This window comes from Streptomyces sp. 135 (assembly GCF_020026305.1).
Taxonomy (GTDB): domain Bacteria; phylum Actinomycetota; class Actinomycetes; order Streptomycetales; family Streptomycetaceae; genus Streptomyces.
Genome location: NZ_CP075691.1, coordinates 6,595,160 through 6,616,820, shown reverse-complemented (window position 1 = coordinate 6,616,820; position 21,661 = coordinate 6,595,160). Strand labels below are relative to the sequence as shown.

The 21,661-nt window shown below is 73.6% G+C and carries 20 protein-coding genes, 1 pseudogene and 1 riboswitch; of the genes and pseudogenes, 6 read left to right on the top strand and 15 right to left on the bottom strand.

Annotated features, from left to right (window positions below):
* Positions 1-120: 120 nt before the first annotated feature.
* From KKZ08_RS29795 to KKZ08_RS29760, 8 genes are all read right to left on the bottom strand, one after another.
* Complete coding sequence (locus tag KKZ08_RS29795; RefSeq protein ID WP_223777366.1) at positions 121-603, bottom strand: DUF6099 family protein; 483 nt, start codon at positions 601-603, stop codon at positions 121-123.
* Between the two features lie 181 nt (positions 604-784).
* Positions 785-1,120: a nucleotide pyrophosphohydrolase gene (locus KKZ08_RS29790; RefSeq protein ID WP_223777365.1), complete on the bottom strand. Its 336-nt coding sequence runs from the start codon at positions 1,118-1,120 to the stop codon at positions 785-787.
* Positions 1,104-2,282, bottom strand: coding sequence for an ATP-binding protein (locus KKZ08_RS29785; protein ID WP_223777364.1), 1,179 nt, complete (start codon positions 2,280-2,282; stop codon positions 1,104-1,106). Before KKZ08_RS29785 ends, KKZ08_RS29790 begins: the two co-directional genes overlap by 17 nt.
* Positions 2,283-2,450: 168 nt before the next feature.
* Positions 2,451-2,591: a hypothetical protein gene (locus tag KKZ08_RS29780; RefSeq protein ID WP_223777363.1), complete on the bottom strand. Its 141-nt coding sequence runs from the start codon at positions 2,589-2,591 to the stop codon at positions 2,451-2,453.
* A gap of 531 nt (positions 2,592-3,122) precedes the next feature.
* Entirely contained in the window at positions 3,123-4,328 is a 1,206-nt protein-coding gene (locus KKZ08_RS29775; RefSeq protein ID WP_223777362.1) for a cytochrome P450, read from the bottom strand.
* A gap of 13 nt (positions 4,329-4,341) precedes the next feature.
* Positions 4,342-4,908 (bottom strand): cupin domain-containing protein, encoded by a 567-nt coding sequence (locus tag KKZ08_RS29770; protein ID WP_223777361.1) that lies wholly within the window; start codon positions 4,906-4,908, stop codon positions 4,342-4,344.
* Entirely contained in the window at positions 4,905-5,981 is a 1,077-nt protein-coding gene (locus tag KKZ08_RS29765) for a type III polyketide synthase (RefSeq protein ID WP_223777360.1), read from the bottom strand. The genes KKZ08_RS29770 and KKZ08_RS29765 overlap by 4 nt, the downstream gene beginning before the upstream one ends.
* A 157-nt stretch (positions 5,982-6,138) precedes the next feature.
* Entirely contained in the window at positions 6,139-6,531 is a 393-nt protein-coding gene (locus KKZ08_RS29760) for a cell division protein SepF (protein WP_205039809.1), read from the bottom strand.
* A gap of 184 nt (positions 6,532-6,715) precedes the next feature.
* Here KKZ08_RS29760 and cbiE point away from each other — a divergent pair.
* Positions 6,716-7,955: pseudogene (gene cbiE / locus KKZ08_RS29755) on the top strand (precorrin-6y C5,15-methyltransferase (decarboxylating) subunit CbiE).
* Positions 7,952-8,701 carry a precorrin-4 C(11)-methyltransferase gene (cobM, locus tag KKZ08_RS29750; RefSeq protein WP_223777359.1) on the top strand — a complete coding sequence of 250 codons (750 nt, stop codon included), beginning with the start codon at positions 7,952-7,954 and terminating at the stop codon, positions 8,699-8,701. The pseudogene cbiE and the gene cobM overlap by 4 nt, the downstream one beginning before the upstream one ends.
* 64 nt (positions 8,702-8,765) lie before the next feature.
* On the opposite strand, the gene KKZ08_RS29745 is transcribed toward cobM, so the two are convergent.
* Positions 8,766-9,902: a cobalt-precorrin-5B (C(1))-methyltransferase gene (locus KKZ08_RS29745; protein WP_223777358.1), complete on the bottom strand. Its 1,137-nt coding sequence runs from the start codon at positions 9,900-9,902 to the stop codon at positions 8,766-8,768.
* A gap of 17 nt (positions 9,903-9,919) precedes the next feature.
* Here KKZ08_RS29745 and KKZ08_RS29740 point away from each other — a divergent pair, with 17 nt between their 5' ends.
* Entirely contained in the window at positions 9,920-10,669 is a 750-nt protein-coding gene (locus KKZ08_RS29740) for a cobalt-precorrin-6A reductase (RefSeq protein ID WP_223777357.1), read from the top strand.
* 80 nt (positions 10,670-10,749) lie between these two features.
* Here the strand turns inward: KKZ08_RS29740 and KKZ08_RS29735 are convergent, their stop codons facing one another.
* The 3 genes from KKZ08_RS29735 to KKZ08_RS38740 are packed head-to-tail and all read right to left on the bottom strand — an operon-like array spanning position 10,750 to position 14,323.
* Positions 10,750-12,291 carry a precorrin-2 C(20)-methyltransferase gene (locus tag KKZ08_RS29735; RefSeq protein WP_223777356.1) on the bottom strand — a complete coding sequence of 514 codons (1,542 nt, stop codon included), beginning with the start codon at positions 12,289-12,291 and terminating at the stop codon, positions 10,750-10,752.
* Positions 12,288-12,914, bottom strand: a complete 627-nt coding sequence (locus tag KKZ08_RS29730; RefSeq protein WP_223779242.1) for a precorrin-8X methylmutase — start codon at positions 12,912-12,914, stop codon at positions 12,288-12,290. The genes KKZ08_RS29735 and KKZ08_RS29730 overlap by 4 nt, the downstream gene beginning before the upstream one ends.
* Before the next feature lie 11 nt (positions 12,915-12,925).
* Complete coding sequence (locus KKZ08_RS38740) at positions 12,926-14,323, bottom strand: cobalamin biosynthesis protein CobG (protein WP_263303364.1); 1,398 nt, start codon at positions 14,321-14,323, stop codon at positions 12,926-12,928.
* 131 nt (positions 14,324-14,454) lie between these two features.
* A riboswitch (cobalamin riboswitch) is annotated at positions 14,455-14,574 on the top strand.
* A gap of 36 nt (positions 14,575-14,610) precedes the next feature.
* Between KKZ08_RS38740 and cobN the strand changes: the two genes are divergently transcribed.
* Positions 14,611-18,216: a cobaltochelatase subunit CobN gene (gene cobN, locus KKZ08_RS29715; RefSeq protein ID WP_223777355.1), complete on the top strand. Its 3,606-nt coding sequence runs from the start codon at positions 14,611-14,613 to the stop codon at positions 18,214-18,216.
* Positions 18,217-18,740: 524 nt separating this feature from the next.
* Positions 18,741-19,388 (top strand): histidine phosphatase family protein, encoded by a 648-nt coding sequence (locus KKZ08_RS29710; protein ID WP_223777354.1) that lies wholly within the window; start codon positions 18,741-18,743, stop codon positions 19,386-19,388.
* On the opposite strand, the gene KKZ08_RS29705 is transcribed toward KKZ08_RS29710, so the two are convergent.
* Positions 19,385-19,585: a hypothetical protein gene (locus tag KKZ08_RS29705; RefSeq protein WP_223777353.1), complete on the bottom strand. Its 201-nt coding sequence runs from the start codon at positions 19,583-19,585 to the stop codon at positions 19,385-19,387. The two genes, KKZ08_RS29710 and KKZ08_RS29705, sit on opposite strands and share 4 nt — an antisense overlap.
* A 192-nt stretch (positions 19,586-19,777) precedes the next feature.
* Here KKZ08_RS29705 and KKZ08_RS29700 point away from each other — a divergent pair, with 192 nt between their 5' ends.
* A complete protein-coding gene (locus KKZ08_RS29700; RefSeq protein WP_223779241.1) occupies positions 19,778-19,978 on the top strand; it encodes a hypothetical protein in 201 nt (66 codons plus the stop codon).
* A 93-nt stretch (positions 19,979-20,071) separates the two neighbouring features.
* Here the strand turns inward: KKZ08_RS29700 and KKZ08_RS29695 are convergent, their stop codons facing one another.
* Positions 20,072-20,269: a hypothetical protein gene (locus tag KKZ08_RS29695; RefSeq protein ID WP_223777352.1), complete on the bottom strand. Its 198-nt coding sequence runs from the start codon at positions 20,267-20,269 to the stop codon at positions 20,072-20,074.
* Between the two features lie 200 nt (positions 20,270-20,469).
* Complete coding sequence (gene ispG / locus KKZ08_RS29690) at positions 20,470-21,603, bottom strand: flavodoxin-dependent (E)-4-hydroxy-3-methylbut-2-enyl-diphosphate synthase (RefSeq protein WP_223779240.1); 1,134 nt, start codon at positions 21,601-21,603, stop codon at positions 20,470-20,472.
* Between the last annotated feature and the right edge of the window lie 58 nt (positions 21,604-21,661).

Below are 21,661 nucleotides of genomic sequence, written 5' to 3'. Positions count from 1 at the left end.
TCCTGCCCGGTCGTATGCCCGTCGGCCCCGCCGGTCCCGCCGGTTCTCGGCTGCCCCGGTCGGGTGAAAAAGCGTCGGCACCGCCGCCCCGCCCGGGCGGCGCCGGCGCGCACCGGCGCCTCATGCCGGCCCCGCCGCCGAGTCGGGCTCCGGCAGACCGCGCTCGCGCACCGCGAGCCTGCGCAGCATCTCAAGGACCCGGTCCCTCGACTCGTCGGCGGCGTCTATCGCCTCCATGCACTGCCAGTACACCCCCTCGTCGGCGGCGCCCATCGCGACGCCGACGAGCGCCATGCCGACCTCACCGAGGAGCCGGTCGAGGGCGACCAGGACCGCGTGGGCGTCGCCGGTCTCGGTGAGCCGCGCGGCTCTGATGTCCTCCGTCCCGAGGTGCGGGGCGTCGAGCAGTCCGCAGGCCCTGCCGCCCACTTCGCTCAGGCCCAGCGCCTCGCCCCGTAACTCGGGAGGGCCCGTGACCGCGAGGCGGCTGCCGATCGCCTGCGCGAGCGCCTGCGACTGCCACACCTCCACGACGATGCCGATCGGGTCCTGGCTCAGCGCCAGCGCACGCCGGTTCACCTCGATGAGCCGCATCGCGTCCATGCGCAGCCCCCCATCCATCCCGCGCGCCCACACCGCACGTCCGCCCGAACTCGCCTGCCACTACCCAGAGTGATACTCATCCGGGCGAAAAGCCAGGGGAGGCCGGAATTCTGTGGACAAGTAATCGAAATTGGACAAGGCATCCACTCCGGAGAGTGACGAAAATATCGGGGAAGGGGTGTTACGGGCGCTCGGGAGCCGGAAAACGCTCCTCGTTCCGCTCGATCTTCGCCGCGAGCGCGGCCAGCGCGTCGATCTCCAGGACCTCGCAGAACTGGAGCAGATACGCGAGGACATCGGCCACCTCGTCCGTCACCCGGTGCGCGGTGTCCGGGTCCCGCATCACCTGTTGCGACTGCTCCGGCGTCAACCACTGGAAGATCTCGACCAGTTCGGACGCCTCCACGCTGAGCGCGGCGGCCAGGTTCTTCGGGGTGTGGTACTGCCCCCAGTCGCGGGCCGCCGCGAACCGGGCCAGCCTGCGCTGCAGTCCCGCCACATCAAGTCGTTCCGTCACGCCCCAGGTCTACCACCGAGGCGCGGGCGGCGTCGGCCGCCCCGGCGGCGTCGCGCACCGCCCCGACCACGCGGATGTGGCCGCGGGCGCAGGTCCGCGCCGCCAGTTCGCCGAGCGCGCGCACCTGCCGCGCGTCCAGCCGGCGGTCGAGGTCGTCGGCGAGGACGGTGAGGGTCTGGTACGCCTGCGGGACCTCCGCGACCGGGTCGACGGCGAGGACACCGGGTCCTGTGAGCAGGACGAGCGCCAGCGCGAGGTATCGCAACTCGCTGTCGCCGAGGCGTGCCAGAGGCGTACGCACCCCGTCCCCCCGGTCGATGAAGGCCTGCACCGATCCGTCCTCCGCCTCCTCGGCGAACACGTCGGCGACCGGCCCCGCGCATCCTTCGCGCACCGCCGTGACGAGCAGCGCGTGGCGTCCCGCGCACTCGGCGCGGGTGCGCCACAGGACCTCCGCGAGGTTGTCGCAGCCGCTCAGCAGGCGGCCCGCGCCGATCAGTCCAGCCGGGACCGGGGCGCGCATCCGGCTGGGCCGCGGATCGCAGGCGAACGCCGAGCGCAGCGCGACGACGACCTGTTCGGCCGCCGCGAGCACCAGGCGCTGCCCGTCGGTCTTGCCCGCCACGCGCAGCGGCACGAGCGCCGTGCCGAGCCGGTCGTCCGGCATGGGGGCGCGGGTCACGGGCGCGGTGCCCGCGGTGTGCCAGGCGGCCTGGACCATGCGCCGCCCGGGGTCGCGCAGCGCCGTCTCCAGGAGGGCGAGACCGCCACGGGTCAGCCGCTCGCCCACGACGCGGAGTTCCGGTTCGGCCTGGACGGCGAGGTCGAGCCGGATGGTGCCTGCGGGCCCCTCGACCGTGCAGCCGATGCGGAACCCGCGGCGCCGCTGGCCGTCGGCGCGGGCCCGTTCGGGCACGCACGCCGCGGGGTCGGCGAAGACGTCGACCAGTTCGGCACCGGCGCTGAGCCGCGCGAGGGCCTCGTACGCCCGCAGCGCGCTGGTCTTGCCGCTGCCGCTGGGGCCCGTGATCAGCGTGAGCGGACCGAACGGGAGGACCGTGCCGCGATGCCCGGCGAAGGCGGACAGCCGCAGCTCGGTGACCTGCGGCCGGTCCAGGCCTGCCGGCGGCCGAGCGGCCGGCACCGGGGAGAACACCGTCATGTCCGGAAGCTAAGCGGCGTCGCACGGGGCGAACCGTTCCGCCAAGCCGACCTTCCTACGATCGGGGGATTCCCCCCGAAGCTCCCCCACACCGCCTCTCCTAGGGGATACAGCCGAACTCCCGCCCACCGGGGTCGCGCCGGTGAACGGGAGCTCGTCGGTTTCTCGTCAGGCGCGCTCGAACAGCCACTCCTGGCTCGGGGACAGGGTGCCGGACTCGATGATGGCCTGGGTGCCCTCGGAGTCGCTGGAGAGCGTGGCGACCTGCAGGGTGCCGGGGTAGCTGACGCGGTAGGCGTTCTCGGCCACGGGGGCGAGCGACCAGACGACGTAGAACGGCTGGACGGCCAGCTTGGGCGGGTAGGACCGGTCGGTGGAGAGGTTCAGGAAGAGCTCACCGAGGACCGACCTGATGGTGACCTCGTACGGGCTGTGTGTCTGGGTGATCTCCCACTTCTGGTTCTCGCTATTCTCCCCGGTGGACGCAGACGTCGGATGGGACGTGCGGGTGCCATGCGGCGTTCACGGTAGGCGGCGGCAACACGGCTGCGTAACCAGGGGTTTGAGTCGGCATGGCGGCTCTTGCCGGAGGGGTTTGCCGGTGGCGTGATTGGTGCCGGGGTTTCCGGCCGCGGCAGCCGAGGGGGCACGGTTCAGGCGGCGCCCCGGCCGTCGGCGGTGGCCGAAGCCCCGCGGGGACCCGTAGCGGTCCGGCCTGCCGCGCCCCGCCGACGGCCGGTGCCGCGGGGGCGGCCGGTACGGGGAAGGGCCGGTGATTCACGGGAAGACCGCGCGCCCGTGGCCGACAACGACCCGGGCGACGCCGTGGACGGCTCGCCGCTACCAGGTGACCGGCAGTGTCACCGGCCCTCGGATGAGTACGTCCTTCTGCCAGGGCACCTGTGCGGGATCGACGGCCAGTCGCAGGTCGGGGAGGCGTGCGAGCAGTGTGGTCAGCAGCAGCTCGGCCTCCATGCGGGCCAGCAGCGGTGCCACGCAGTGGTGGGGGCCGTAGCCGAAGGCGAGGTGGGGCGGGCCCTCGCGGTCGATGTCGATCCGGTGCGGTTCGGGGTAGCACCGTTCGTCCCAGTTCGCCGCGACGTACGAGACGTAGACGGCCTCGCCTCGGCGGACCAGGACGCCCGCGACCTCCACGTCCTCGGTGGCGATGCGGGCTTGGCCCACGCCGTGCTTGTGAGGGATCCAGCGCAGCAGTTCTTCCACGGCCGCCGGCACGGCCCGCGGGTCGGATCGCAGCCGGCTCCGCAGGCTCTCGTCGGTGAGCAGGACGTAGACCATGTTGGAGGTGTGGTTGCGTACCGCGTGCCAGCCGTTGAGGGCCATCAGCGTGGCCAGGGCGAGGAGTTCCTCCTCCTCGATCCTGCCGCTGTCGACGGCGGCTCCCAGTTCGCTGACGAGGTCGTCCTGCGGCCGGCGGCGGCGTTCGCGGGCCAGTTCCAGGAAGAAGGCGCGGGCCTCTTCCTTGGCGAGCCGTACGCGCTCGACCTCCGCTTCGTCCTTCGCCCGGGTCAGGACGGCGCTCGCCCACGTGCGCAGGCGCGGCCGGTCGGCTTCCGGCACGCCCAGCACGGCTCCGATGACATGCATGGGGAAGGGGGAGGTCACGTGCTGGATGAGGTCGGCGGGCGGCCCGGCCGCGACCATGGCGTCGACGAGCCGGTCGAGCACGGCTTGGGCGCGGGGCCGCAGGGCCGCCATGCCGGAGCGGTTGAACGCCGAGGAGACCACGGAACGGACGCGGGTGTGGTCGGGCGGGTCGACGAAGCTGACCGCGCGGTCCAGCGGGATGAGGTACCTGTTCATGCTGGGCAGCGGTCGGCCGACGATGTCACGGGTGAATCTGGAGTCAGAGGTGACGAACCGGACGGCGTCGTGCCGTGTCGCCAGCCAGCACTCGCCGGGGGCTCCGTGGGGCAGCCGGACCCGGATGACCGGCTCGGTCCGCAGCGCTTGGCGCAGAAAGGGGTCGAAGTCGAGGGCGGCCAAGTCCGACACCTCGTACAGCGGGGCGGGCCCGTCCTGCATCACTGGCTCCTCGTCATGGCCGGCTTCGCGTCGGCGGGTCGTGGCGCAGCGGGGTGAGCTGCTCGATGTCGTAGCGGCGGCGCAGCGCGGTGATGGCCTCGTGGTTCACGGGCCCGTCGGCGGAGAGGATCTCCAGGAGTTCCTCGAAGTAGCGCTCGTGGTTCGGAGGCGGGGACGACTGGAAGAACATCCGGGCCGGGTCGCCGGTGGGGTTGGCGAAAGCGTGCGGGCAGCCGGGCGGGACCAGGATGACCGTGCCGGGCGTGGCACGGACCACACGCTCCCCGTTCGGCGACTGCCATCCCCGCCAGCTGTCCGCGGTGCGTACCCCCGGCTCGAAGGCGAGGACGTCGAGTTCGCCCTCGAGGACGTAGAACAACTCCTCGCTGCGGGCGTGGACGTGGGCCCCGACGTCGAAACCGGGCGGTACGAGCACCTCGAAGCTCGACGAGAAGCGCGACTGCCCGCCGGTCACCTTGAACGTCACGTCCTGGGCGGCCGCGCGCAGCGTACGGCCCTCACCGGGCGGGACGACCAGGCCGCTGCGCGGGGTCGTCGTGATCAGGGGGTGGGCGGTCATCGGGTTTCCTGTGGTGCGGGGCACGACGTGCGGCTCCACTGGCCCAGTGCCATCTCGGCGGTGATGCCGGGGCCGAATCCGGCCAGGAGGCCGCGCGCCTGGTCCGGGGCGCCCCCCTCGTCGAACAGCCGGCGCAGCGCGTCCAGTACGACGGCGCTTGCGATGTTCCCGTACTCGCTCAGGGTGGCCCTGCTGTGGCGGAAGGCCTTCGGGTCGACGTGCAGGAAGGTGCTCAGGTCGTCGAGGATGCGTGGCCCGCCGGCGTGCACGATGTAGAAGTCGAGGTCGGATGCGTCCCAGCCGTGGTCGTCGGCGAGGTCGCGCAGCGCGGGGGCCAGCGGCTCCATGGTGCCCGGTACGCGCTTGTCCAGCAGGAAGTGGAAGCCGGTCGCCCGTACGTCGTACGCGATCCAGTCCTCCGTCTCCGGGATGAGGTACGAGCCGTTGCGTTCCAGGCGGATGCCGTAGCCGCCGGTCCCGCGGACGACGGCGGCGGCCACACCGTCTCCGAACAGGCCGTTGGACAGCAGCGATCCGACACCGACGTCGGTGGGCTGGTAGCACAGCGAGCAGAACTCGCAGGCCACGATCAGCGCGTTCGCCCCCGGATGGGCCGTGCAGAAGTCGTGCGCCCGGTTGATCGCCGCCCCGCCCGCCGCGCAGCCCAGCTGCGCGATCGGCAGTTGCCGCGTGGTGGACCGGAAACCCATCGAGTTGATCAGCCAGGCGGTGAGCGAGGGCATCATGAACCCGGTGCAGGACACATAGATGATCATGTCGATGTCCGCGGCCCGCAGCTCGCCGTCCTCCAGCGCGCGCCGCACGACCGCCGGCACCCGGGCCTTCGCCTCGGCCGCGTACAGCCGGTTGCGCTCCTCGAAGCCCGGATGCGTGAGCGTCTCGGCGATCGGCTGCACCAGACGCCGGGTCCGTACGCCGGTGTTCTCGATCAGGCGCAACGCCAGAGGCAGGTGGGGATGGCCCGCATGGCGCGTGCGAGCCAGCTCCAGCGTGTCCTCCATGGTGATGACGTATTCCGGAACCGAGACGGCCGGCCGACACAAGGTCGCCATGCGACACCCTTACTCCACCGGCACATAGTGCCTTCGTTGACCCGGGACGGGTCCTTAACGAACACCATCCCCCCAAGGTCACCGATTGGTGCCGAGGACGCGGCAAGCGGGTGACGGGCGGCGGGCGGCGCCGACCGTCCCGGGCCTGTCCCGCCGGTCAGGGCTGCGCCACGGCCTCCACCAGACCCTGCACCTCCGTGCCGGGCGGGGCGAGGAGGAAGACGTTCTTGTCGACCCGGTGCATGCCGCAGCCGAGGCCCATCACCACACCGCTGCTGAAGTCGAGGACGCGCTTGGCGACGTCCGTCTCGGCGCCCGTCAGGTCGAGCAGGACCGGGATCTGCGACATGACCGTCTCGGCGACCTCGCGGGCGTCCGAGAAGACGTTGACCCGCATCACCACGAACCGCCGGCGTGTCTCGGTCTCCGCTTCGGGCAGCGCGCGGTGTCCGGGCCATGAAGGCCATTCGTTGCGGCTGCGCAGCGGTACGACCTGGGCGAGCCCTTCCCACTGTTCGTCGGTGACGTCGTGGCGCTGACTGCTACTCACTTGCCCACCCCGTCCTGGCTCGCACTCTTAGTCTGCACCGGCCAATTCTTACGCCAAGTCACCCGTTCAGCCCAACAGCGACACGGATGGCGCACCGAAGACGGTCCCGGACGGGGCGGCCCAGGGGCCTCGCGGGCGCCTCTGTCGGCAGCCGGGAGCCGGAAACCACCTGGTCACCAGTAGAGTGCCAGGGGCAGGCCCAGGGGGCCTCCCCGCGCAGGCGCCGTCGTCGTCGGGCAGCCCGGGGCCGGCCGCCTCCCGCGCCGTCCTCGCGGACGCCGAGGTCGTCGTCGGCGGCCCGCGCCAGCTCGGCCTGCTGCCCGCCGCGCCTGAGCGCGTGGCCTGGCCTCGCCGCTGCGGCCCGCCGTGCGCGCACTGCTCTACCACGCCGGACGCCGCGTCGCCGTCCTCGCCAGCGGCGACCCCATGTTCTACGGCAGGCGCGCCTCACCGAGGAGCTGGGCGCCGACAGGCTGCGCGTCCTCCCGCACCCGTCCTCGGTCTCCCTCGCCTGCGCGCGCCTCGGCTGGCCCGTCGAGGACACCGAGGTGATCACGCTCGTCGGGCGCCCGGCGGCGCGCCTGGCCGCCGCGCTGCACGACGGGCGGCGCCTGCTCGTGCTCAGCGCGGGCGCCGCGACGCCGGGCGAGGTCGCCGCGCTGCTGCGGGACCGGGGCTTCGGGCCGAGCCGGATGCGCGTACTGGAACAGCTGGGGTCGGCGCACGAGTGTGCGTACGAGGGTGTCGCCGACGCCTGGTCGCACGCGCCCGGCGATCCCCTGAACGTCGTCGCGGTCGAGTGCCGCCGCGCCCCGGACGCCCTGCGGCTCGGCGCGGCGCCGGGGCTGCCCGACGCGGCGTACGAGAGCGACGGGCAGCTCACCAAGCGGCATGTGCGCGCCGCGACCCTGGCCGCGCTCGCGCCCGCGCCCGGCGAGCTGCTGTGGGACGTGGGCGGCGGCTCCGGGTCGATCGCGGTGGAGTGGATGCGCACGCACCCCTCGTGCCGCGCCGTCACCGTGGAGAAGAACGCCGTGCGGGCCGAGCGGATCGTCCGAAACGCCGAGCACCTGGGCGTGCCCGGCCTGCGCGTCGTCACCGGCGCCGCGCCCGCCGCGCTGGACGCACTGCCCACGCCCGACGCCGTGTTCATCGGCGGCGGCCTCACCGCGCCCGGCCTGCTGGACGCCTGTTGGGCGGCGCTGCCCGCCGGCGGGCGGCTCGTCGCCAACACCGTCACGATGGAGTCCGAGGCGCTGCTCGCCGACCGGTACCGGCGCCACGGCGGCGAGTTGGTACGGCTCGCGGTCGCTCAGGCCGTCCCCGTCGGCGGCTTCACCGGGTGGCGGCAGGCCATGCCGGTCACCCAATGGTCCGTCACCAAGCGCGCACAACCAGGCGATCGAGGAGAACAAGAACGATGACCGTGTACTTCATCGGCGCCGGCCCCGGCGCCGCCGACCTGATCACGGTGCGCGGCGCCCGGACGCTCGCCGCCTGCCAGGTCTGCCTGTACGCGGGCAGCCTCGTCCCGCGGGAACTCCTCGCCGAATGCCCGGACGGGGCACGGCTCGTGGACACCGCGCAGCTCAACCTGGACGAGATCACCGCCGAGTTGGTGCGCGCCCACGAGGCGGGGCTCGACGTGGCGCGACTGCACTCGGGCGACCCGTCCGTGTTCAGCGCCGTCGCCGAGCAGATGCGGCGGCTCGACGCGGCGGGTGTCCCGTACGAAGTGGTCCCGGGCGTCCCGGCGTTCGCGGCCGCCGCCGCCGCGCTGAAGCGGGAGCTGACGGTGCCGACGGTCGGGCAGACGGTGATCCTCACGCGGGTCGCGCAGCGGGCCACGGCCATGCCCGAGGGCGAGGACCTCGCCACGCTGGGCCGCAGCGGGGCGCTGCTGGTGCTGCACCTGGCCGCCGGGTATGTCGACCGGGTGGTCGAGGAGCTGCTGCCTCATTACGGCGCCGACTGCCCCGCCGCCGTGGTGGCTCTCGCCAGCCGGCCCGACGAGGTGATCCTGCGGGGGACGCTGGCGGACATCGCCGGGCAGGTGAAGGAGGCGGGGATCGTGCGGACCGCCGTGATCATGGTGGGGCGGACGTTGGGGGCCTCGCAGTTCCGGGACAGCCATCTGTACTCGGCGGACAGGGAACGGCACGTGTGCTGAGTTCTTGAGTGCGGGTTCGTCGTGGCTGGTCGCGCAGTTCCCCGCGCCCCTCGAGGGGCGCCACTCACGGAGTCGCGGTACTTCGCCCCACCACCGTGCCCGCTCGGTCGATGCAGATGACGTCCACCGAGACCGGGGCGCCCCGCAGTACCGCCAGGGCCGCCTCGCGCGCCGCGACCGCCACCAGGTCGCCCAGCGGTACGTCCGCCGCCTCGCACAGGCGCAGGGCCTCCAGGCCGGTGTTGGCGGCGGCCACCCGCGCCGCCAGAGCCTCGTCCGCCCCGCCCGCGCGCGCCAGCTCCGCGAGGAAGGCCTTGTCGACCTGGGAGCGGGCCGAGTGGAGGTCGAGGTGTCCTGCCGCCAGCTTGGACAGTTTGGCGAAGCCGCCGCAGATGGTGAGGCGGTCGACGGGGTGGCGGCGTACGTACTTCAGGACCGCGCCCGCGAAGTCGCCCATGTCCAGGAGCGCGTCCTCGGGCAGGCCGTACTCGGCGACGACGGTCTTCTCGGAGGTCGAGCCGGTGCACCCGGCGACATGCGTACGCCCGGCCGCCCGCGCCACGTCCACGCCCCGCCGGATCGAGTCGATCCACGCCGAGCAGGAGTAGGGCACGACGATGCCGGTGGTGCCGAGGATGGACAGGCCCCCGAGGATGCCGAGGCGGGGGTTCCAGGTGGAGCGGGCGATCTCCGCGCCGTGGTCGACGGAGACGGTGATCTCCACGTCCCCGCTGCCGCCGTGCTCCGCCGCCACGCGCGCCACGTGGTCCCGCATCAGCTGACGCGGCACCGGGTTGATCGCGGGCTCGCCGACGTCCAGGGGCAGGCCGGGGCGGGTGACCGTGCCGACGCCGGGGCCCGCCTTGAAGACGACGCCGGAGCCGGGCGGCAGCCGCCGCACCGTGGAGCGGACCAGCGCGCCGTGCGTGACGTCGGGATCGTCGCCCGCGTCCTTGACGATGCCCGCCATGGCGTACGCGTCCGTCCGCTCCTCGGCGGCGAGCGCGAAGGCGGGCGTCTGGCCCCTGGGCAGCGTGATCGTCACCGGGTCCGGGAAGTCGCCGGTCAGGAGCGCGGTGTACGCGGCCGTGGTGGCGGCGGTCGCGCAGGCGCCGGTCGTCCAGCCGGGCCGCAGACCGGTGTGCTTGAGTTGGGCGCCGCGTCCGCCCTGCGCCTCGTGCGGGCCGCTTGCCTTACTCATGAGGGGAACCGAACTCCGTGCACGTACTGATTCTGGGGGGAACGACCGAGGCCCGCCGCCTGGCGGAGCTGCTCGCGGGCGACGCGGGCCTGCGGGTGACCAGTTCCCTGGCGGGACGGGTCGCCGCGCCCCGGCTGCCGCCCGGCGAGGTCCGTGTCGGCGGGTTCGGCGGGGCCGAGGGGATGGCGGCGTGGCTGCGGGAGCACCGCGTGGACGCGCTCATCGACGCCACCCATCCTTTCGCCAAGGCCATCTCGTTCAACGCGGCGTCGGCCGCCGCCACCGCCCATGTTCCCCTGCTCGCGCTGCGCCGCCCCGGCTGGGTAGCGGGTGAGGGCGACGACTGGCATCCGGTGGGCTCCCTGGAGCAGGCGGCGCGGGTCCTTCCCGCGCTGGGCGAGCGGGTCTTCCTCACGACGGGGCGGATGGGGCTCGCGGCCTTCGCGGAGCCGGACCTGGCGGCGCTGTGGTTCCTCGTACGCTCCGTGGACGCGCCGGAGCCGCCGTTCCCCGCCCGCATGGGGGTCCTCCTCGACCGGGGCCCGTTCACGCTGGACGGGGAGCGGGAACTGCTGCGTACCCATCGGATCGACGTCGTGGTGACGAAGGACAGCGGAGGCGCGGCGACGGCCCCGAAGCTGGCCGCCGCGCGCGAGGCGGGGGTTCCCGTAGTGGTCGTGGAACGGCCTCCGGTGCCGGAGGGCGTTCCGGTGACTACCACTCCGGAGGAGGCAGCCACCTGGCTCCAGCACTCCGACGCCCCTTAGGGGCGCGGGACTGTGACATGTGCGGCTCCGCCGCGTGGGCGCGACCAGCCCCCACCACCCGCACCCGCACGGGACCCCGCTCACCCCCCTTCGGGGTACCTCCGCGGCGTCCACACCACCCGCTCCGCACCGCCACGCCGCCGCACGACCCGGGTCTGCGAAGACCCGACAATGAGCAGCGTCCGCATGTCGACCTCGGCAGGATCAAGCTCCCCGAGCCGCACCACACGCACGCTCTCCTCGGGCCCGCCGATGTCCCGCCCGAGCACCACCGGGGTATCAGGCGCCCGGTGTTCGAGCAGCAGCTCCCGGGCCTTGCCCACCTGCCAGGTGCGGCTGCGCGACCCCGGGTTGTAGAGCGCGAGGACGAGATCCGCCGAGGCCGCCGCGGCCAGCCGCTCCGCGATGACCTCCCACGGCTTCAGGCGGTCGGAGAGAGAGATGGTGGCGTAGTCGTGGCCGAGCGGAGCCCCCGCCCGCGCGGCGGCGGCGTTGGCGGCGGTCACGCCCGGCAGCACCCGGACCGGAATGTCCTCGTACGCGTCCTGCGAGGCGGCCTCCAGGACGGCCGTGGCCATCGCGAAGACGCCGGGGTCGCCACCCGAGACGACCGCCACGCGCCGCCCGCGCCGCGCCAGCTCCAGGGCGAACTCGGCGCGCTCGGACTCCACGCGGTTGTCGGAGCCGTGCCGCCGCTGGCCGGGGCGGTGCGGTACGCGGTCGACGTAGGTGGTGTAGCCGACGAGGTCGTCGGCGGCGGCCAGCGCGCCGCGCGTCTCGGGGGTGAGCCAGAGGGGGCCCGCGGGGCCGGTGCCGACGACCACGACCTCGCCGGCCGTGCCCTGCGGGGCCGGCTGCGGCGCGGGGCCGCCCGTCAGGGGCGCGACCCGGCTCGGGAGCACCGCCACGGAGAAGTACGGCACGGACTCCGGGTCCACGTCGGCGAGGCGGCCGGTGCGCTCGCCCTCCATGGTGGCGCGCTCCACGTAACGGGCCTCGTCCAGGCGGCCCGAGCGCTCCAGGGCGCCGCGCACCTTGCCGAACGTACGGCCGAGCTTCATGACGACCGCCGAGTCCGTCGCCGCGAGGCGTGCGGTCAGCTCCTCCTCGGGGAGGGTGCCGGGCAGGATCGTCAGGACCTCCTCGGCCTCGACGAGGGGTTCGCCGAGGCGGGCGGCGGCGGCGCTGACCGAGGTCACGCCGGGGATGACCTCGGTGTCGTAGCGGTGCGCGAGCCGCTTGTGCATGTGCTGGTAGGAGCCGTAGAAGAGCGGGTCGCCCTCGGCGAGGACGGCGACGGTGCGCCCGGCGTCCAGGTGGGCGGCGAGGCGGGCGGCGGCCTGCTCGTAGAAGTCGTCGAGGGCGCCGCGGTAGCCGCCGGGGTGGTCGGTGCTCTCCGTGGTGACGGGGTAGACCAGCGGCTCCTCGATGTGGTCGGTGCGCAGGTGCTTCTCCGCGATCCGGCGGGCGATGGAGCGGCCGTGCCGGGCGGAGTGGTACGCGATCACGTCGGCGGCGGCGATGACCTCGACGGCGCGCACGGTCATCAGGGAGGGGTCGCCGGGCCCCAGCCCGACCCCGTACAGCTTCCCCTGGGTGTTCTGGGTGTTCTGGGTGTTCACTCGGCCTCGCTCGCAATCGCGTTGATCGCCGCCGCGGCCATCGCGCTGCCGCCGCGACGGCCCCGTACGACCAGGTACTCAAGGCCCGAGCGGTGTTCGGCGAGCGCGTCCTTGGACTCGGCGGCGCCGACGAAGCCGACCGGGATGCCGAGGACGGCGGCCGGGCGTGGGGCGCCCTCCTCGATCATCTCCAGGAGGCGGAAGAGCGCGGTGGGGGCGTTGCCGATGGCGACGACGGAGCCTTCGAGGCGGTCGCGCCACAGCTCCATGGCGGCGGCGCTGCGGGTGGTGCCGAGCCGCTCCGCGAGGCCGGGGACGGCGGGGTCGGTGAGCGTGCAGATCACGTCGTTGTCGGCGGGCAGCCGCTTGCGCGTGACGCCGCTCGCGACCATGTTGGCGTCGCACAGGATCGGCGCGCCGTCGCGAAGGGCCTTGCGGGCGTCGGCCACCACGCGCGGGCTGAAGGCGAGGTCGCGGACGAGGTCGACCATCCCGCAGGCGTGGATCATCCGCACCGCGACCTGGCTGACGTCGGCGGGCAGACCGGCGAGGTCCGCCTCCGCGCGGATGGTGGCAAAGGACTCGCGGTAGATCGCCGCGCCGTCCTTCTCGTAGTCGAACACTGTGCTCTCGCTCATCTCGTGGCCGTTGTTGTGGTGGTTGCGGATGTCGTACGTGCCCTCGTGACCGTCTCGGTCAGGTTCGCGCCGCTCACGGGCGCCGCCGTGCCGCCGGTGCGCACCTTCACCTCGTACCGCCCGTCCCCGGTGGCGAGGGCGTCCACCCGGTCGCCGCGCGGGTGCCCGCACCGCCGCTCGCAGCCGGAGAAGTGGACGGGCAGGCCGCCGGCGCCGGGGACGGCGTCGGCGCGGACGTCGGCGAGGGACTTGGCACAGCCGGGTCGGCCGGTGCAGGCGGAGACGCCGAGCCAGGGCGAGCGGGGGTCGGCGATGAAACCGGCGTCGGCCAGCGCGCGCAGCCGTTCGCGGGCCGCCGCGGCGTCCTCGAAGCCGGGGAGCACGAAGCCGCGCCACGGGTGACGCGCAGTTCGTCGGCCGGGGCGGGCAGCAGGGCCCGCCACTGGGCGGCGCCCACGCGGCCGAGGGGCGCCGACGGCCACCGCGCGGCCGATGACGCCGGGCAGGTGCGGGGCGGCGCCGGGCGGGCCGGAGGGGCGGCGGCCGGTTCGGCGTCGATGCCCTGCCGCGCCAGCGCCCCGGCGAGGTCGACGGGTGCCCGCGGGCAGCTCCCGGACCCGCCACGCCCCGTTGCCCGCGTCACGCGCGGCGGCGAGGAAGGCCCCGGCGGCGGCGAGAGCGGCACGCGGGGCGGCACCGGCGGAGACCCGCAGGGCGCGGTCACCGACGCGGACGAGCGCCGTGCCGCCCGGGTCCGCGGATGCCGTGCCGCCCGAAGTCACGGGCACGGCCGCTGCCCCGCCCGACTCCCCGCACACGCACCCCGCGCCGCCCGACTCCCCGGACACACACCCCGCCCCGCCCGATTCTGCGATCAAGGTCACATCGCCGCCGAGCCCGGCCACGTCCCCGCGCCCGTCGTCCAGGACGAACAGGAAGCGGCCGGAGAGCGCCGTCGTCCACTCCTCGGCGCAGAGCAGTCCGTCGAGCTCGCGGGCCCACAACTGCACGTCGGCGTGGCCGAGTCCGTCGAGCGTGGCGAGCGGCGAGGCCACGATGTTGCGGACGCGTTCGTGGCGTTCGGAGGGCAGCAGACCCGCGTCCGCGAGAACCGCGGAGAGTTCCGTGCCGCAGCTCGCGCCGAGGCCGCGCAGCTCGATGTTGCCGCGCGAGGTGATGCTGAGGTGGCCGTCCGCCAGGCGTTCCGCCACGTCTGCCAGTATCGCCGCCTGACGGGACGTCAATACACCTGCGGGCAGGCGGAGTCGGGCCAGCGCGCCGTCGTCGGCGCGGTGCAGTCGGAGCGCTCCGGGGCAGGCGTCGCCCCGGTCGCGGACCGGGGTACGTATGAGGGATTCGCCCTGGTTCGTGGAGGTTGCTCGGGTGGGCGGCATGGCGGCGAGCATACCCACGCCGATCCGGCCGGTCGCCTCCCGAGACGGGCCGTCCCGGCAGGTGGCCGCCCCATCGGCGGCGGTCAGGACTTACTATGCAGGCGGCGGGCCGCCAGGTCCGCCGACGCCAGCGACGGCGTGGGTCCGCCAGGACCCGGGGGAGGAAGCCCGGTGCGAATCCGGCGCGGTCCCGCCACTGTGAGCCCCATCCGTGGGGCGAGCCAGGAACTCCTGCCGTCCATACGACCACCCGGGGCGCGGACACCCCGAGGAAGGCCTGCGCACGCATGCTTCTGCTGCTGTCGACCTCCGACACCGACCTGCTCAGCGCCCGCGCGGCGGGGGGTCCGGTCGACTACCGGTTCGCCAACCCGTCCCGCCTGGACCTCACCGAGCTGCCCTCGCTCCTGGCGGGCGCCGACCTCGTCGTCGTACGCCTCCTCGGTGGCGTCCGCGCCTGGCAGGACGGCTTGGACCAGCTCATCGCCAGCGGTCTGCCGGTGGTCGTGCTCACCGGTGAACAGGCGCCCGACGCCCAGCTGATGGCCTCCTCCACCGTGCCGGTCGGCATCGCCGCCGAGGCGCACGCCTACCTCGCGCACGGCGGCCCCGCCAACCTTGAGCAGCTGGCCCGCTTTCTCTCCGACACCGTGCTGCTCACCGGCCACGGCTTCGACCCGCCGGCGCCCGCGCCGTCCTGGGGCCCGCTGGAGCGCACGGCGCGCGACATCGACGGCCCGACCGTCGCGGTGCTCTACTACCGCGCCCACCACATGAGCGGCAACACCGCGTTCATCGACGACCTGTGCCGCGCCATCGAGGACGCGGGCGCCCGCCCGATGCCGCTGTACGTGGCCTCGCTGCGGGCCCCCGAGCCGGAGCTGATCGACGCGCTGCGCCCCGCCGACGCCATCGTGACGACGGTCCTCGCAGCCGGTGGCACCAAGCCCGCCGAGGCCTCCGCGGGCGGCGACGACGAGTCGTGGGACGCGGGCGCGCTGACCGGCCTCGACGTGCCGATCCTCCAGGCGCTCTGCCTGACCGGGTCGCGTTCGGCCTGGGAGGAGAACGACGAGGGCGTCTCGCCGCTGGACGCCGCGAGCCAGATCGCGGTGCCGGAGTTCGACGGGCGGCTCATCACGGTCCCCTTCTCGTTCAAGGAGATCGACGAGGACGGGCTCCCGGCGTACGTCGCCGACGCCGAGCGGGCGGCGCGGGTCGCCGGCATCGCTGTACGGCACGCGCGCCTGAAGCACATCCCGGCCGCCGACAAGCGCCTGGCCCTCGTCCTGTCCGCGTACCCGACCAAGCACTCCCGGATCGGCAACGCGGTCGGCCTGGACACCCCGGCGTCCGCCGTCGCGCTGCTGCGCAGGCTGCGTGCCGAGGGCTACGACTTCGGCCCCGAGGCCGACATCCCGGGTCTCGTCTCCGGTGACGGCGACGAGCTGATCCGCGCGCTCATCGACGCGGGCGGCCACGACCAGGAGTGGCTCACCGAGGAGCAGCTCGCCGCCAACCCGGTGCGCATCCCGGCCGCCGACTACAAGCGCTGGTACGCGACGCTGCCGCAGGAGCTGCGGGACTCGGTCGAGCAGCACTGGGGGCCGCCGCCCGGCGAGATGTTCCTGGACCGTTCGCGGGTCGGGAACGGCGGTGACCCGGAGGGCGACATCGTGCTTGCCGCCCTGCGGCGCGGCAACCTCCTCATCCTCATCCAGCCGCCGCGCGGCTTCGGCGAGAACCCCATCGCGATCTACCACGACCCGGATCTGCCGCCCTCGCACCACTACTTGGCCGCGTACCGCTGGATCGCGGCCCCCGCGGCGGACGGCGGCTTCGGCGCCGACGCGATGGTCCACCTCGGCAAGCACGGCAACCTGGAGTGGCTGCCCGGCAAGAACGCGGGCCTCTCGGCGGCCTGCGGGCCGGACGCCGCACTCGGTGACCTGCCGCTGATCTACCCCTTCCTGGTCAACGACCCGGGCGAGGGCACGCAGGCCAAGCGCCGCGTGCACGCCACGCTCATCGACCACCTCGTGCCGCCGATGGCCCGCGCCGACTCCTACGGCGACATCGCGCGCCTGGAGCAGCTCCTCGACGAGTACGCGCAGATCAGCTCGATGGACCCGGCGAAGCTGCCGGCGATCCGCGCGCAGATCTGGACGCTCATCCAGGCCGCGAAGCTCGACCACGACCTGGGCCTGGAGGACCGTCCGGACGACGACGGCTTCGACGACTTCCTCCTCCACGTCGACGGCTGGCTCTGCGAGATCAAGGACATGCAGATCCGCGACGGCCTGCACGTGCTCGGCACCGCCCCGGCGGGCGCCGACCGCGTCAACCTCGTCCTCGCGATCCTGCGCGCCCGCCAGATCTGGGGCGGCACCTCCGCCCTGCCCGGCCTGCGCGAGGCGCTCGGCCTCGACGAGTCCGCGGCGACGCGCGTGAGCGCCGACGAGGCCGAGGACAAGGCTCGCGCGCTGGTCCAGGCGATGGACGACGCGGGCTGGGACCTCGCGGCCGTCCCCCGTGACCAGGGCGAACAGGTCGCCGCGATCCTGGAGTTCGCCGCCCGCGAGGTGGTCCCGCGCCTGGCGGGCACCACCGCCGAACTGGACCACGTCGTACGGGCGTTGGAGGGCCGCTTCGTCCCGGCGGGCCCCTCCGGCTCCCCGCTGCGCGGCCTCGTCAACGTCCTGCCGACCGGCCGCAACTTCTACTCCGTCGACCCCAAGGCCGTCCCCTCGCGCCTCGCGTGGGAGACCGGCGAGGCCCTCGCCGACTCGCTCATCGAGCGGTACAGGAACGACAACGGCGACTACCCCACCTCCGTGGGCCTTTCCCTGTGGGGCACGAGCGCGATGCGCACGGCGGGCGACGACGTCGCCGAGGCCATGGCGCTGCTCGGCGTGCGCCCCGTCTGGGACGACGCGTCGCGCCGCGTCACCGGCCTGGAGGCCATCCCGTACGAGGAGTTGGGCCGCCCCCGCATCGACGTGACGCTGCGCATCTCGGGCTTCTTCCGCGACGCGTTCCCGCACACGATCGGCCTGCTCGACGACGCGGTGCGGCTCGCGGCCTCGCTGGACGAGCCCGCCGAGCACAACTACGTACGCGCCCACGCCCAGGCCGACCTGGCCGAGCACGGCGACGAGCGGCGGGCCACCACCCGCATCTTCGGCTCGCGCCCCGGCACGTACGGCGCGGGGCTGCTCCAGCTCATCGACTCCCGCGACTGGCGCACGGACGCGGATCTCGCCGAGGTCTACACGGTCTGGGGCGGCTACGCCTACGGCCGCGGGCTCGAAGGCCGCCCGGCGCGGGCCGAGATGGAGACCGCGTACAAGCGCATCGCGGTCGCCGCGAAGAACACCGACACCCGCGAGCACGACATCGCGGACTCCGACGACTACTTCCAGTACCACGGCGGCATGGTGGCGACGGTCCGCGCCCTGCGCGGCACGGCGCCGGAGGCCTACATCGGCGACTCGACGCGCCCCGAGACGGTCCGCACGCGCACGCTGGTGGAGGAGACCTCGCGGGTCTTCCGCGCCCGCGTCGTCAACCCCAAGTGGATCGAGGCGATGCGCCGCCACGGTTACAAGGGCGCCTTCGAACTCGCCGCCACCGTAGACTACTTGTTCGGGTACGACGCCACGACGGGCGTCGTCGCCGACTGGATGTACGACAAGCTCACGGAGACGTACGTCCTGGATCCGACGAACCGTCAGTTCCTCCAGGAGAACAACCCCTGGGCGCTGCACGGCATCGCGGAACGCCTCCTGGAGGCGGAGTCGCGCGGCATGTGGGCGAAGCCGGACCCGGCGGTGCTCGAAGCGCTGCGGCAGGCGTACCTGGAGACGGAAGGCAACCTGGAGGACGAGGGCTGACCCGCGGCCGCTCCCCGGTGCCGCCGCACGGCACCGCCTTCTTCGGCCACCAGTGCCTGCCCTCGCGGGCCTGGCGCGGCTGCCCCTCGGCCACGCGCGCGTCGAAGTAGGTGGCCACGCCGGTGAAGAGGGGACCGCCGATCGGCGCCACGGCGCCGATCGGCGGTCCCGATGTGCGGCCACGCGGCCCGACGCCATCGGGCCCGCGGCTCCTCTGCCCGCGCGGCACCGCGGCTGCCCGCGGTCGGCCCGGCCCCGCCGGGCCGACCGCGCCGTCACCCGCCGCGCCGCACACCCGCGGCCCGGCCGCCGCATCCACCACCTCCAGCGTCCCGGCGGGCCCTGACGTCCCGGCGGGCCCGGGGGCCTGCCGCCGGAACCCCGCCGACGCCCGAGGCGTCCCCACCCCCCAGCCATCACTCATGACGCGGCCCCTCCGCCCGCGGCCCGGCCGACGGAACCGCGTCCGCGCTCCGCGCGTCCCCTCAGCCGATACTCATGATCAGGAAGGGGGCCGTTCCGTCATGCCCGGGAGCGCCGTCCGTCACCTCTACCTCGCCCGGCACGGCGAGGCCACGCCCGATGAGAGCCGTCTGACGGAGGGCGGCCGTCGGCAGGCCGTGCTTCTCGGGGAGCGGCTGCGCGGCGTTCCTCTCTCCGCGGTCCAGCACGGGCCGCTGCCACGGGCCGAGGAGACCGCCCGGCTGATCGCCGGGCGGCTCGACGGCGTGCCCCTGCACCGCTCGGACGCCGCGGGTGACTACATCCCGTACATGCCGTGCGAGGACGAACTGCCCCCGGAGAGCGCCGAGTCGACGCTCCAGCGGCTCGGCGGGTTTCCCGAGGAGGAGCGCGTGGGCGGGCCCGCGCTCGCCCGTGACGCGCTGGCCCGCTTCACCGGCCCGGCGCCGGGCACCGAGCCGCGCCACGAACTGGTCGTCACGCACAACTTCCTCATCGGCTGGCTCGTCCGGGACGCCCTCGACGCCCCGCCGTGGCGCTGGCTCGGCCTCAACCACTGCAACGCCGCCCTGACCGTCATCCGCTACGCGCCGGGGCGGCCCGCCTCGCTGCTCTTCTACAACGACATGCGGCATCTGCCCCCTGAGCTGCGCTGGACCGGATTCCCGCCGGAGTTCCGCGCCTGCGAGCCGGGCGGCGGCGACGGCTAGCGGAGGTGCGGAAGGGCGACGCCGTTGATCAGCGGCCCCTCGACGGTCACCCCTTCCGAGATCAGCGTCTCCAGGTGCGGCAGCGGATTCGGGTTGGCCGCGGCCCGCGGGGCCGCCGAGGCCGGGGCGGCGAGCGCGACGGTGGCCAGGGCGAGAGCCCCGAGCAGGGTGACGGCCGGAACGCGACGATGACGCATGCGGCTGACTTCTTTCTCCGGCTTCTTTCTCCGGGAGTTCAGGGGATGTTGGGGGCATCGGACGACCCGTTCGTATGATCGTCGGTGACTTCTTGGACGCGCGGGGGGTTACCCACGGCGAGCGGGCCGCGACCGGCGGCCCATGCGCTTGCTCCAAGGAGGCTTGCTGTGAACAGCAGTTGGGTGCGGAAGATGTCCCGTTGGGCGCTGGTCGCGGCGGTGACGGCCACACCGGCCGTGCTGTGTTCCGGCACGGCACACGCCGACGAGACGCACAAGGACTCACACAACGCCCCCAGTGTCGCGCTGATCAGCACCGGACAGATCGACGACCCGATGGAGGACGTGCTGGAGCACACCCTCAACTTCGGCGACGGCTACCGCTGGAGCTGACCGCGGGGCAGCCGCCTCCCGGTGGCGCACGCGCGCGGCTCCGGAGCCTTCACGCAAGTGCGCCACCGAACAGGGGCGTTCAGGTCACGCGGGTCACGGCGCGAGGCACGCGGCGCCCGGCACCTCGGTGGGAACACCGAGCGCGGTCGGGTCGACGATCGTGGTGAGGTCCCCGACCGCCTGTGTCGCGCAGTCGACGGTCGCGATCGGATCCGGCACGGCGGCGGCGGGCCCGGCGAGAACCCCCAGCAGGGCGACGGCCCCAAGGATGACGGCGGCGGTACGGCGCATGTGAACTCTCTTTCATCACGGCGGAGTTGCCTGCGGCTCGGGCTTTTCCCGGGCCCCTCCGTGCCTCCCCAGCCCCCTCACCCGATACGCCCCATATCACCCGTACGGGGATGAGGGAACGATCCGCCTCACTCGGCTCGGCCTCGGGTGTCAGCACACCGCGCGCGGGCCCGCACGCCACGTACGGGCCCGCGCGCGGCTCAGACGACGATGACCTCGGGCCCCTCGGAGGGCAGGCCGCCGTTCTCCATCTGGGCGGCGATCTTCATCGCCTCTTCGATGAGGGTCTCCACGATCTTCGACTCCGGGACGGTCTTGATGACCTCACCCTTGACGAAGATCTGCCCCTTGCCGTTGCCGGAGGCGACGCCGAGGTCGGCCTCACGGGCCTCGCCGGGGCCGTTGACGACGCAGCCCATCACCGCCACCCGCAGCGGCACCTCCATGCCCCCCAGACCGGCGGTGACCTCTTCGGCCAGCTTGTAGACGTCGACCTGGGCGCGGCCGCAGGACGGGCAGGAGACGATCTCCAGGCGGCGCTGGCGGAGGTTGAGGGACTCCAGGATCTGGATGCCGACCTTGACCTCCTCGGCGGGCGGTGCCGACAGGGACACCCGGATCGTGTCGCCGATGCCCTCACTCAACAACGCCCCAAAGGCCACTGCCGACTTGACCGTCCCCTGGAAAGCCGGGCCCGCCTCCGTCACGCCGAGGTGCAGGGGGTAGTCGCACTGGGCGGCCAGCTGGCGGTAGGCATTCACCATCACCACCGGATCGCTGTGCTTCACCGAGATCTTGATGTCCCGGAACCCGTGCTCCTCGAAGAGCGACGCCTCCCACAGCGCGGACTCCACCAGAGCCTCCGGCGTCGCCTTGCCGTACTTCTCCAGCAACCGCCTGTCGAGCGAACCCGCGTTGACACCGATGCGGATCGGCGTCCCCGCGTCCCCCGCCGCCTTCGCGATCTCCTTGACCTTGTCGTCGAACTGCTTGATGTTGCCGGGGTTGACCCGGACCGCCGCGCAGCCCGCGTCGATCGCCGCGAAGACGTACTTCGGCTGGAAGTGGATGTCCGCGATGACCGGGATCTGCGACTTCCGCGCGATGGTCGCCAGCGCGTCCGCGTCGTCCTGCGTCGGGCACGCCACCCGCACGATCTGGCAGCCCGACGCCGTCAGCTCCGCGATCTGCTGCAACGTCGCCCCGACATCCGACGTACGCGTCGTCGTCATCGACTGCACCGACACCGGCGCACCCCCGCCCACCGGCACCGAACCCACCTCGATACGCCGCGAGACACGACGCTCCGCCAACGTGGGCGGTACGGACGGCATTCCCAGTGAGACCTGCACGGTGCTGCCCCCTTCAGGGACCTGTTCACGGACTCGGTTC

Excerpts from the sequence above, each read along its gene's own strand:
- KKZ08_RS29700 (WP_223779241.1), top strand. The coding sequence starts at position 19,778 with ATGTCCCGTTGGGCGCTGGTCGCGGCGGTGACGGCCACACCGGCCGTG.
- KKZ08_RS38740 (WP_263303364.1), bottom strand. The coding sequence starts at position 14,323 with ATGCCGCCCACCCGAGCAACCTCCACGAACCAGGGCGAATCCCTCATA.
- KKZ08_RS29775 (WP_223777362.1), bottom strand. The coding sequence starts at position 4,328 with ATGCAGGACGGGCCCGCCCCGCTGTACGAGGTGTCGGACTTGGCCGCC.
- KKZ08_RS29710 (WP_223777354.1), top strand. The coding sequence starts at position 18,741 with ATGCCCGGGAGCGCCGTCCGTCACCTCTACCTCGCCCGGCACGGCGAG.
- KKZ08_RS29705 (WP_223777353.1), bottom strand. The coding sequence starts at position 19,585 with ATGCGTCATCGTCGCGTTCCGGCCGTCACCCTGCTCGGGGCTCTCGCC.
- ispG (WP_223779240.1), bottom strand. The coding sequence starts at position 21,603 with ATGCCGTCCGTACCGCCCACGTTGGCGGAGCGTCGTGTCTCGCGGCGT.
- cobN (WP_223777355.1), top strand. The coding sequence starts at position 14,611 with ATGCTTCTGCTGCTGTCGACCTCCGACACCGACCTGCTCAGCGCCCGC.
- KKZ08_RS29765 (WP_223777360.1), bottom strand. The coding sequence starts at position 5,981 with ATGGCGACCTTGTGTCGGCCGGCCGTCTCGGTTCCGGAATACGTCATC.
- KKZ08_RS29785 (WP_223777364.1), bottom strand. The coding sequence starts at position 2,282 with ATGACGGTGTTCTCCCCGGTGCCGGCCGCTCGGCCGCCGGCAGGCCTG.
- KKZ08_RS29795 (WP_223777366.1), bottom strand. The coding sequence starts at position 603 with ATGGACGCGATGCGGCTCATCGAGGTGAACCGGCGTGCGCTGGCGCTG.
- KKZ08_RS29745 (WP_223777358.1), bottom strand. The coding sequence starts at position 9,902 with ATGAGTAAGGCAAGCGGCCCGCACGAGGCGCAGGGCGGACGCGGCGCC.
- cobM (WP_223777359.1), top strand. The coding sequence starts at position 7,952 with ATGACCGTGTACTTCATCGGCGCCGGCCCCGGCGCCGCCGACCTGATC.
- KKZ08_RS29695 (WP_223777352.1), bottom strand. The coding sequence starts at position 20,269 with ATGCGCCGTACCGCCGCCGTCATCCTTGGGGCCGTCGCCCTGCTGGGG.
- KKZ08_RS29770 (WP_223777361.1), bottom strand. The coding sequence starts at position 4,908 with ATGACCGCCCACCCCCTGATCACGACGACCCCGCGCAGCGGCCTGGTC.